Raw genomic sequence first — 11,340 nt, 5'->3', positions numbered from 1 at the left:
AGCTTGCTCCCGCTCGGTTGCGCAGCGACCGCAAGATCTTGGGGTCGCTTCGCGGCCCAGCGGGAGCAAGCGCCCTCGCCACAAAAGCGCCCTCGCCACAGGATTTGCGGGCACAAAAAAAGGCGCGTCACCCCAGTGGATGACGCGCCTTTTTTTCAAGCAGTGAGCGTTAGCTACCCGCCACCGTCATCCGCTCGATCAACACCGAGCCGGTGCGGATGTTGCTGCGCAGTTCCAGGTCGTTGCCCACGGCCACGATCTGCTTGAACATGTCGCGCATGTTCCCGGCAATGGTCACTTCCTGGACCGGGAACTGGATCTCGCCGTTCTCGACCCAGAAACCCGCTGCGCCCCGGGAATAGTCACCGGTGACCATGTTCAGGCCGTGGCCCATCAGTTCGGTCACCAGCAGGCCCCGGCCCATGCGCCGCAGCAAGGCCGCCTGGTCTTCTTCGCCATGGGTCACGAACAGGTTATGCACGCCACCGGCATTGGCGGTGCTCGGCATGCCGAGCTTGCGGCCCGAATAGGTGCCGAGGATGTAGGACACCAACTCGCCATTTTCCACGAACGGCTTGGCGTAGGTGGCCAGGCCGTCGCCGTCGAACGCCGAGCTGCCCATGGCCTGCATCAGGTGCGGACGCTCGTCGATGGTCATCCATTGCGGGAACAGTTTCTGGCCCAGCGCGCCCTCGAGGAACGACGACTTGCGGTACAGGTTGCCGCCGGACACCGCCGACAGGAAGCTGCCGAACAGGCCGCCGGCCAGCTCGGCCGAAAACAGCACCGGCACTTCGCAGGTCGGCACCGGTCGCGCGCCCAGGCGGCTGGCCGCCCGCTGTGCGGCTTTCTGGCCGATGCTCACCGGATCTGCCAGCAAGCTGCCCTGGCGGCTCACGTCGTACCAGTAATCACGCTGCATCTGGCCGTTGGCCTCGGCGATCATCACGCAACTCAGACTGTGGCGGGTCGATGCATAACCACCGATGAAACCGTGGCTGTTGCCGTAGACCCGGCAGCCCTGGTGGGTATTGAGCGTCGTGCCGTCGGCGTTCTTGATCCGGCTGTCGGCCTCGAATGCCGCCGCTTCGCAACGCAGTGCCTGTTCGATGGCCTGCTCGGGGGTGATGTCCCAGGCGTGGAAGAGGTCGAAGTCGCGCAGCTCCTTGCACATCAGCGCAGCATCGGCCAGGCCCGAGGCTTCGTCTTCGGAGGTGTGCTGGGCAATCGCCAGTGCCGCGGCGACGGTTTCGCGAATGGCCTCCGGGCCGCTGGCCGAAGTGCTGGCCGAGCCCTTGCGCTGGCCCACGTACAAGGTGATGCCAAAGCCCTGGTCGCGATTGAATTCGACGGTTTCCACCTCGCGCTGGCGCACCGACGTCGACAGACCCTGCTCCAGCGATACCGCCACTTCACAGGCAGTGGCGCCCTGGCGCTTGGCTTCGGCGAGGATCTGCTCGACTTGTTCCTGCAGTGCCGGCAATGCTTGCGGGCCGACGCTTTGAACTGCACTCATGGTGTTCTCCACTCAAATTCTTCTTTCGGTGATGGCCTTCGAGCGACCGGGCCGGACAAGCGGCCCCCGACTGGTTATCATGGCGGCGTTTCTTTGCGGACTGCCACCATGGTTGATTCTTACGACGACTCCCTCTACGAGGGTGAAAAAAGCAAATCCCAGGTCAAACGCGAGCTGCATGCTCTGGTTGACCTCGGCGAGCGCCTGACAACACTCAAGCCTGACTTGCTGGCCAAACTGCCTTTGACCGACGCCTTGCGCCGGGCCCTGGCCGATGCGCCCAAGCACACCGCGAATATCGCGCGTAAACGGCACCTGCAATTCATCGGCAAACTGATGCGCGATCAGGACACTGACGCCATCCTGGTCCTGCTCGATCAACTCGATGCCTCCACCCGGCAGTACAACGAACGTTTCCACAACCTGGAGCGCTGGCGCGATCGCTTGATCGCAGGCGACGACGGCACCCTGGAAAAATTCGTCATCGACTACCCGGAGGCTGACCGTCAGCAATTGCGCTCCCTGATCCGTCAGGCCCAGCACGAACTGGCGCAGAACAAGCCACCGGCCTCGAGCCGTAAAATCTTCAAGTACATCCGTGAGCTGGACGAGACTCAACGCGGCCTGCGCTGAGTTTCACCCGGCCCTGTAGGAGCTGCCGCAGGCTGCGATCTTTTGATCTTTCGCTTGAGACTCAAGTGTCTGGGGAAAGATCGCAGCCTCGTTGCACTCGACAGCTCCTACACAGCTCCTACACGAATCGTGTACATCCTTAAGCGCCCGTGCCACCCACGGTAATCGCATCGATCTTCAGGGTCGGCTGGCCGACGCCCACCGGCACCGATTGCCCGTCCTTGCCGCACGTGCCCACACCGCTGTCCAGCGCCAGGTCGTTACCGACCATCGACACCTTGCTCATCGCCTCCGGCCCGTTGCCGATCAGGGTCGCACCCTTGACCGGTGCGGTGATCTTGCCGTCTTCGATCAGGTAGGCCTCGCTGGTGGAGAACACGAACTTGCCGCTGGTGATGTCCACCTGGCCACCGCCGAGGTTGGCGCAATAGATACCTTTTTTCACCGAGGCGATGATTTCCGCCGGATCGCTTTGACCACCGAGCATGTAGGTGTTGGTCATGCGCGGCATCGGCAGGTGCGCGTAGGATTCACGGCGACCGTTGCCAGTGCGGGCCACGCCCATCAGCCGGGCGTTGAGCTTGTCCTGCATGTAGCCCTTGAGCACGCCGTTCTCGATCAGCGTGGTGCATTCGGTCGGGGTGCCTTCATCGTCAACGCTCAGGGAGCCACGACGCCCGGCCAGGGTGCCGTCATCGACAATGGTGCAGAGTTTCGAGGCGACCATTTCCCCCATGCGCCCGCTGTAGGCCGAACTGCCCTTGCGGTTGAAATCGCCTTCCAGGCCGTGTCCCACCGCTTCGTGCAACAGCACGCCGGACCAACCGGACCCCAGCACCACCGGCAATGTACCTGCCGGGGCCGGAATGGCCTCGAGGTTGACCAGCGCCTGACGCAGCGCTTCGCGGGCGTAGCCCATGGCACGGTCTTCGCTGAGGAAATAACGGTAGTCGGTGCGCCCGCCGCCGCCATGGCCGCCGCGCTCACGGCGACCGTTCTGCTCGACGATCACGCTGACGTTGAACCGCACCAGCGGCCGCACGTCCGCCGCCAGGCCGCCGTCGGTGGAAGCCACCAGGATCCGTTCCCAGACCCCGGCCATGCTGACCGACACTTGCTGGATACGCGGGTCGAGGGCACGGGTGGCGACGTCGATGCGCTTGAGCAGCTCGACTTTTTCGGCGCGGCTCATGACTTCAAGGGGGTTATCCGGCGCATACAACTGCGCCACGTCCTGGCTGCTGAACGCCTGGACCGTGCCGTTCTGCCCGGCGCGGGAGATCGAGCGGGCCGCACGGGCAGCAGCGCCGAGGGCTTCGAGGGTGATGGCGTTGCTGTAGGCAAAACCGGTCTTTTCCCCGGACTGGGCGCGCACGCCCACGCCCTGGTCGAGGTTGAAACTGCCTTCCTTGACGATGCCGTCTTCCAGCGACCAGGACTCGGAGATCTGCCCCTGGAAATACAGGTCGGCCGCATCGATGCCCGGGCCGGCCAGGTCGCCCAGCACGCCTTGCAGGCTTTCGAGGGTCACGCCGCCGGGGGCTAGAAGGTGTTCACTGACTGAGGACAACAACCCGCTCATATGATTTACGCCTTGAATTCGTCGTCTTGGACAGGCCGCTGTCGAGCGCCCTGCGAGAAAAAGCGCCGATGGCTGACCACCGGCATGCGCGCCCGGATGGACGCTTGTTCACTGCTGTCGCGCTCGGCCAGCAGCACGGCCTCGCCTTGATCCTGTTGTGCCAGCACACGGCCCCAGGGGTCGACAATCGCGGCATGGCCAAAGGTTTCCCGCGGCCCCGGATGCACGCCGCCCTGGGCGGCCGCCAGCACATAGCACTGGGTCTCGATGGCCCGGGCACGGATCAGCACCTCCCAATGAGCCGCGCCGGTCACCGCGGTAAACGCCGACGGCGCCGTGATCAGTTCGGCCCCGGCAGCCCGCAGCTCGCTGAAGAGCTCCGGAAACCGCAAGTCATAACAGACCGTCAGGCCCACCCGGCCCACGGGGGTATCGGCAACCACCACGTTAGCGCCATAAGCATAGTCATCCGACTCGCGATAGCGCCCGCGATTGTCCGCCACATCCACATCGAACAGGTGCAACTTGTCGTAGCGCGCGACGATCTGGCCCTGATCGTCGACCAGCAACGAACAGGCATGGGACCTGGCCTCGGGCTGGTCCACTGGCGGCAACGGCAACGTGCCGGCCACAATCCATAACTTGAGGTCTCGGGCGGTCTGTTTCAACCAGGGTAGGATCGGTCCCTGACCAAAGGCTTCGGCACGACCGATATCGGCAATGTCCCGCCGGCCCATCGCCGCGAAATTCTCCGGCAGCACCGCCAGCCTTGCACCGCCCGCGGCAGCCTGCTCCAGCAGCACACGGGCACGGGCCAGGTTGGCGAGCACATCGCTTTGGCTGACCATTTGAATCACTGCGACTGGCATGGAGCTTCTCTCTTTTTTATCCTCGTCCAAGGCGGCTGTGGGAGCAAAGCTTGCTCGCGATGAGGCAGGTACATCCAACATACAGGCTGACTGATACACCGCAATCGCGAGCAAGCTTTGCTCCCACAGGCTCGCTCCCACAGGGGGTATCGCATCACCTGTCAGAACGGCTTGTCGAAGGTGATCTTCGGCTCTTTCCACGGCCCCTTGACGTCGTATCTTACGCTGGCAAAGCGCGCTACGCGGTCACCGATCAGTTTGTCGATCAGAAACAGCGCCCCACCCACCGCCGGTGCACCAACGATCAGCGCGGCGATCGGCAGGTTGTTGGTCACCGGCAGCGTCACCAGCAGCTTGGCGTCGACCCGGTCGGCCACCATGTCCAGCGTGCCGTTGAGTTCCAGATTGCTCGACGGCCCGGTCAGGGTAATGGGTTCGCGGGTCACGTACACACCGTCGCTCGCCACCAGCAGCCCTTTGACCCGGTCGTAGCTCAAGCCTTTGCTGAACAGGTCGGAGAAGTCCAGGCGCAGGCGTCGGCCGATGGAGTTGAAGTTCAGCAGGCCAAATACCCGCAACGCCTGGGCGCTGCCTTCAATTTCAACAAACTGGCCTTTGCTCAGCGAAGCGTCGAGGCTGCCGGAAAAACGCTTGGTGGCAGCCCACGCCGGCGAGCCGGGCCAGCGGCCATCGACATCCAGGCGGAAGGTCTGGCTGGTCACACTCGGGGCATAACCCCAGTTCTTGAGTATGTCGACCAGGTTCTTGCCGCTGATACGGCCCTTGTACCAACTGCTGGTGGAACCGGGCGCGCCTTCCCAGCCGCCACTGCCGTTCAACACCATGCCCTTGAGGCCCATGTCCAGATTGTTCAGCGCGATACCCTTGGCGGTAGGGCGCACTTTCAACGACCACGCACCGATGAGATCGGGGCCCTGGAACAATTGGTCGATGGCAATATCCATGGCCGGGATTTTGCCGGGATCGACCGAGGCCAACGGGTCCGGAGCGTTTTCATCCGCCTGGACCGTCGGGTCTGTGGCCGGCAGGCGAACATAATCAAGCGTGATACCAATCGGTGCGGCCTTTGCATCTGGCAGGCTGACATTGCCCTTGGCCTGCTGGCTGTCGAGCCGCATGGCCCAGGCGTCCGGCTTGCGATCCAGTTGCACCGATACCTGGTCCAGGGTGGTGCCCATGGCCGTGAGCTTGCCGACGCTCAGGTCGACGCTGCTGAGCAGTTGCTTGGCGCTGCCGCCTGGATCCTGGCCGGCGTACTTGTTCACCAGGTCCTGCCAGGGACTCACGTCCAGCTCCGACAGGTTGCCACGCAGTCGCAGCCCCTTGGCCCCGGGCAGCACCGCATCGCCGGCACCCAGCAACAATTCGCCACGACCGTCGGCGACTTTGCCGCTCGGCGCGGCGTAAGTGAAACTGGCCAAGTCGCCATAATCGACCCAGTAACGCCGCTCCGGCCCTTGCAGGGTCATGCGAAACATCGTGTCGCGCCCGGCATTGGCGGCCATGCCGAAAGGCGCCGGCAGATCGATGGCCACGCCCTTGAGATTGGAACTGACCGACAACTGGCTATCGGCGCCATCAAGGATCACTTGCAACTGGTAGGGCACGACACCCGATACCGGCAACGGCTGGGTGACATTCAGCCAACTGGTGAGTTTTTTGATCTCCACCTGCCCGGACGCAGCGACCCGCGTGTTGAGCGCTCCGGCGCGGCCCTCGGCAAAAATCTGTGCGGTCACGGGCCGGTCGAATGCCCGGGCACTGATGCCCTTGCCGCTCAGGCCCTTATTGCTGTCGAAGCGGAAATCGCCCTTGAGCTGAGTCAGCTCCAACGCCGGCTCGCTGAGTTTGAGACGGGCCTTGTCGGTGACGAAGTCCACCAGGATCTTCGGTTGCTCGCCTTTGACCAGGGGGATATCGAGCTTGACGCTGCCTTGCAGGTCGCCCTCGCCTTCCCAGCCGGCGAATGTCTCGGCGGTCCCGATCGGCGCGGTCTGGAGGATTTTCAGACCGTCACCCAGTCCGCCGGCGAACCCGCCGTCCAGAAACAGATGAACACTCTGCCCGCTGGGTACATGGGGAATGTTCACCGAAACATCCTTGACCTGGGTATCGAGCAATTGTCCTTGGCTGGCGAAGATGCGCACGCCGCTGTCTTCGACGAAGACATCGCCGCTGACCTTGCTGACCGAAGGCCAGCCCGGCTGGAACGCCAGTTCGGCGTCATGCACCTTGAAAAACAGGCTGATGCTGCGCGCCGCGTCCCCGGCACCGTGATTGAGCGAGCCTTGGTACTGGAAAAAGCCCTGGTCCACCGCGCCCTTGACGATGGCCGTGCGCAGCCACTCATCCAGCGCCGGGCTGAGGACCGCCGGCAGGTACTTGGCGGTGTAGCGTCCGTCACCGTCCACCAGGCCGACCCGCAGGTCCATGTAGTCTTCCTGGCTGTGGTCGAAATGCAGGCGGATCAGGAAGTCGCCGGCAATCCTGCCCTCCTCGCCCAGCACCTTCAAGTACGGCGCGATCAAGGTGAAGCCTTGCTTGTCGAGCTTCCAGGTCAACCGGGCGTTGGCCTGCAGGTATTGCCAGGGCTTGGCGAAAATCGGGTCCAGGTGCAGGGAAAAATCCTTGCTGTCCATGCGCAGCTCGCCGCCACCGAGGTCACCGCTCAGGCTCCCGGACACGTTGCGCGCAGCCGGGGCGCCGCGATAGGCATCAAAGCCCACGGTCTCCAGGTTGGTGGCGAAGCTGACTTTCTGGTCACCGGTGTTTTGCGGCCGGTAGTCCAACAGCACGTTGCGCAGGGCACCGGTCACCTTGAGATGGTCGATGGTCGTCGCCAGGCCTTCGGGCAACGGCGCCAGGGCATTGAGCAACGGCGTGAGCGGAGTCAGGTCGAGGCGGTCGGCCTGCAGGTGCCAGCGCTCCTCGGCCTTTTCGGTGGCGGCACTCTGTTGCAGTTGCAGGCGCGATTCCCAGCGGGTTTCGCCCAGGTTCATCGCCAGGGAATCGAAGGTCGCAGTAAATCCCTGGTCGCCACGCTGGAAATATCCATTGAGCGCCAGGTTATGGATTTGCACCGGCTTGCGCTCGGCGTAGGCACCCTGGATGTCAGGCGCATTCAAGCGCATGACCGCGCTTTGCACCGTACCGCCCCCCCAACTCAGCCAGAATTCGCCACCGGCCTTGATCCGGGAAAAATTCCATTGCTGGGTCAGGCGTTTCGGCAGCCATTTGGACCAGTCGCTTTGCGGCAGGCTCAGGTACGCATCGGCCTGGCCATTCTTCCAGTCGCTGGCGCGCAGGCGGGTGCGCAGGTTGATCGCCACCGGCTGGCCGTCCGGCAGGGTCAGGCGTGCGTCCAGGCGCTGGCGGGTGACGCCGGTGCGCAGGCTCAAGCCGACGTAGGTGAGGGTCAGCGGTGGTTGCTCGACGGGTTGCAAGGTCACCTGGCTATCGAGCAGCGAGAACTTGGAAACCACCTGCATGCGTTCGAGCAATTGCTGCGGATCGAGGGGCTGGTCGTCCTTCACCGGCAGGCCTTCCAGGGCCCACTTGCCGTCGGCGCCCTCCTTGAGGCTGATCTTCAGGCCGCTGACTTCCAGGTGGGCAATGCGCACCTGGCGTGCCAGCAGGCTGTCCCATAGATCAGGCACGGCTCGCACCTGATCCAGGTGCAACGCATTGGGGCCTTCGCCGACCACCACGTCGCGCGCCGCCAGGATCGGCGCCAGGGCGCTCCAGCTACCGTCGAGGCTTCCGATGTGCACAGGCATGCCCAAGGCGACGCTGGCCTGGGTCTCGACCTCGGCGCGGTATTCAGCCACCAACGGGACCAGCTCGCGACCGAGGCTGACGTACAACGCCAGCAGCACCAGCAGCAGCGCACACAGCCCCAGCCCCCAGCGAGTCAGCGCCGCCAAAATGCGTGTCAGACGCTCCATGTCAGTGGGCTCCCCTGGCAAAGACAATCAAATCCGCGGGCCCGCCGCTTCCCAAGCTCTTCAGAGCAACACCACGTCGTATTGTTCCTGGGAATACATGGTTTCCACCTGGAAGCGAATCGTGCGTCCGATGAACGCTTCCAGCTCCGCGACATTGCCTGACTCCTCGTCGAGCAGGCGATCCACCACTTTCTGGTTCGCCAACACTCTATAGCCAGTCGCCTGGTAGGCGCGCGCCTCCCGGAGAATTTCCCGGAAGATTTCGTAACACACGGTTTCCGGGGTCTTGAGCTTGCCGCGACCCTGGCAACTGCTGCACGGCTCGCACAGCACCTGCTCAAGGCTTTCGCGGGTGCGCTTGCGGGTCATCTGCACCAGGCCCAGCTCGGTGATACCGATGATGTTGGTCTTGGCGTGGTCGCGTTCGAGTTGTTTTTCCAGGGTCCGCAGCACTTGGCGCTGGTGCTCTTCATCTTCCATGTCGATGAAGTCGATGATGATGATCCCACCCAGGTTGCGCAGCCGCAGTTGCCGGGCGATGGCCGTGGCGGCTTCCAGGTTGGTCTTGAAGATGGTCTCTTCCAGGTTGCGATGGCCGACGAACGCCCCGGTGTTGACGTCGATGGTGCTCATGGCCTCGGCCGGATCGACCACCAGGTAGCCGCCGGACTTGAGCGGTACCTTGCGTTCAAGGGCTTTCTGGATTTCGTCTTCGACGCCGTACAGGTCGAAAATCGGCCGTTCGCCAGGGTAATGCTCGAGGCGGTCGGCGATTTCCGGCATCAGTTCGGCGACAAACTGGGTGGTCTTCTGGAAGGTTTCCCGGGAGTCGATACGAATTTTCTCGATCTTGGGGCTGACCAGATCGCGCAAGGTCCGCAGCGCCAGGCCCAGGTCCTCGTAGATCACGCTGGGGGTGGCGATGGTCTTGATCTGCGCGGCGATCTGGTCCCAAAGCCTGCGCAGGTAGCGGATGTCCATGAGGATCTCATCGGCCCCGGCCCCCTCGGCGGCCGTGCGCAGGATGAACCCACCGGCTTCCTTGATGCCTTCTTTTTCCACGCAGTCGCTGACCACCTGCTTGAGGCGCTCGCGCTCGGCTTCGTCTTCGATCTTCAGGGAAATGCCAACGTGAGCGGTACGCGGCATGTACACCAGGTAGCGCGACGGAATCGACAGTTGCGTGGTCAGGCGCGCGCCCTTGGAGCCAATGGGGTCCTTGGTGACCTGCACCACCAGGCTCTGGCCTTCGTGCACCAGGGCGCTGATGCTCTCCACGGCCGGCCCTTCGCGCATGGAAATTTCCGACGCGTGGATGAATGCCGCGCGGTCCAGGCCGATGTCGACGAAGGCCGCTTGCATGCCCGGCAGCACCCGCACCACCTTGCCTTTATAGATATTGCCGACGATGCCACGCTTTTGCGTGCGCTCGACGTGGACCTCTTGCAGAACACCGTTTTCAACCACCGCCACGCGCGATTCCATCGGCGTGATGTTGATCAGGATCTCTTCACTCATGGCAGGGTCTCGTTCAGGCATGTTCACGATTATGGCCGCATCAAGTCAGACGGCGCTCAGCGCGCGCTCAAGGTTTGCCAACAGGGTATGCCGAAATGGCCCAGTAGTTCTGCGGTTTCGCACAGCGGCAGGCCGACCACGGCTGAATAACTGCCTTCAAGCCCGGCGACGAACACCGCGCCCAGCCCTTGAATACCATAGCCGCCGGCCTTGTCCCGGGGTTCACCGCTGGCCCAGTAGGCCGCCGCTTCCTGTTCCGTGATCGACCGAAAGCGCACCAGGCTGCGCACAACGCGGGATTCGCAACGCTGCCCATCGAGTATGGCAATGGCGGTCAATACGTCATGTTCGCGACCGGACAGGCTCAAGAGCATCGTCATGGAATCGGCCTGGTCCACGGGTTTTCCGAGAATTCGCCCGTCCAGTACCACAGCCGTATCGGCGCCCAGCACGCAGCCATCCACGCCGGCGTCCAGGGCTCGCCGACCCGCCTCGGCCTTGCCGCGCGCCAGGCGCTCGACATAGGCCGAAGGGGTTTCGTGGTCCAGGGGCGTTTCGTCGATGTCCGCGCCGATGGCGGTAAAGGACACGCCGATCTGCGTGAGCAGTTCACGCCGACGCGGCGAACCTGAGGCGAGGTAGAGCGGTTTCATCAAGACATCTCCCTATCAAGGCCAATGCCTGACCGAATCAGTTGATTTTGAAACGCAGGCGCAGGCCACGCAAACCGAAGCTGACCCAGGGCCAGAGCAAGGCGCTGACCAGGGCTGGCAAGACCAGCGCCAGGGTCGGCTGGCGATTGCCGGTCAGCGCGCTGAGCCACAATTGCACCAGTTGCGCCAGGCCGAAGATCACCAGGATCACCAGGCACTGCTGCCACATGGGGAACATCCGCAGGCGTTGTTGCAGCGACAGCACCAGGAAGGTGATCAGCGTCAGGATCAGCGCGTTCTGCCCCAGCAACGTGCCATAAAGCACGTCCTCGGCCAGGCCCAGGCACCAGGCGGTGACCATGCCGACCTTGTGCGGCAAGGCCAGCGCCCAGAAGGCCAGTAACAGGGCCAGCCACAGTGGGCGCAGGATTTCCATGAACTGCGGCAGCGGCGAAACGCTGAGCAACAGGCCGATGGCGAAGGTCAGCCAGACCATCCAGCCGTTACCGGATTGGGTACTGCTCATTCTTCTCGTGCTCCCCTGGGGGCTGGCGCGGTGGCCGGCGTGGAGGCTGGCGGTTGGGCGGCGGGCCGGGCTGGCTGA

At 63.5% G+C, this 11,340-nt stretch carries 8 protein-coding genes; 1 reads left to right on the top strand and 7 read right to left on the bottom strand.

What is annotated here, in order from left to right; translation table 11 throughout:
- Positions 1-169: 169 nt before the first annotated feature.
- A complete protein-coding gene (gene pmbA, locus CFII68_RS01195) occupies positions 170-1,516 on the bottom strand; it encodes a metalloprotease PmbA (RefSeq protein ID WP_018613984.1) in 1,347 nt (448 codons plus the stop codon).
- Positions 1,517-1,624: 108 nt separating this feature from the next.
- On the opposite strand from pmbA, the gene yjgA reads away from it, so the two are divergent.
- On the top strand, positions 1,625-2,149 hold the full coding sequence (gene yjgA, locus CFII68_RS01200; protein WP_014336624.1) for a ribosome biogenesis factor YjgA: 525 nt from the start codon (positions 1,625-1,627) through the stop codon (positions 2,147-2,149).
- Between the two features lie 139 nt (positions 2,150-2,288).
- On the opposite strand, the gene tldD is transcribed toward yjgA, so the two are convergent.
- The 6 genes from tldD to mreD form a co-directional block, all read right to left on the bottom strand.
- Positions 2,289-3,731 (bottom strand): metalloprotease TldD, encoded by a 1,443-nt coding sequence (gene tldD, locus CFII68_RS01205; RefSeq protein WP_003197828.1) that lies wholly within the window; start codon positions 3,729-3,731, stop codon positions 2,289-2,291.
- 5 nt (positions 3,732-3,736) lie between these two features.
- Positions 3,737-4,600 carry a carbon-nitrogen hydrolase family protein gene (locus tag CFII68_RS01210; protein ID WP_018613980.1) on the bottom strand — a complete coding sequence of 288 codons (864 nt, stop codon included), beginning with the start codon at positions 4,598-4,600 and terminating at the stop codon, positions 3,737-3,739.
- Positions 4,601-4,761: 161 nt separating this feature from the next.
- On the bottom strand, positions 4,762-8,565 hold the full coding sequence (locus tag CFII68_RS01215) for a YhdP family protein (protein WP_018613979.1): 3,804 nt from the start codon (positions 8,563-8,565) through the stop codon (positions 4,762-4,764).
- Between the two features lie 60 nt (positions 8,566-8,625).
- Positions 8,626-10,083, bottom strand: a complete 1,458-nt coding sequence (gene rng / locus CFII68_RS01220) for a ribonuclease G (protein ID WP_018613976.1) — start codon at positions 10,081-10,083, stop codon at positions 8,626-8,628.
- A gap of 56 nt (positions 10,084-10,139) precedes the next feature.
- Positions 10,140-10,736 carry a nucleoside triphosphate pyrophosphatase gene (locus CFII68_RS01225; protein ID WP_018613973.1) on the bottom strand — a complete coding sequence of 199 codons (597 nt, stop codon included), beginning with the start codon at positions 10,734-10,736 and terminating at the stop codon, positions 10,140-10,142.
- A 37-nt stretch (positions 10,737-10,773) separates the two neighbouring features.
- Positions 10,774-11,262 carry a rod shape-determining protein MreD gene (gene mreD, locus CFII68_RS01230; protein ID WP_003197820.1) on the bottom strand — a complete coding sequence of 163 codons (489 nt, stop codon included), beginning with the start codon at positions 11,260-11,262 and terminating at the stop codon, positions 10,774-10,776.
- Between the last annotated feature and the right edge of the window lie 78 nt (positions 11,263-11,340).

This window comes from Pseudomonas sp. CFII68 (assembly GCF_000416195.1).
GTDB lineage: Bacteria > Pseudomonadota > Gammaproteobacteria > Pseudomonadales > Pseudomonadaceae > Aquipseudomonas > Aquipseudomonas kilonensis.
The sequence above is the reverse complement of the archived record's forward strand: the minus strand, read 5'-3'. Positions and strand labels throughout refer to the sequence as shown.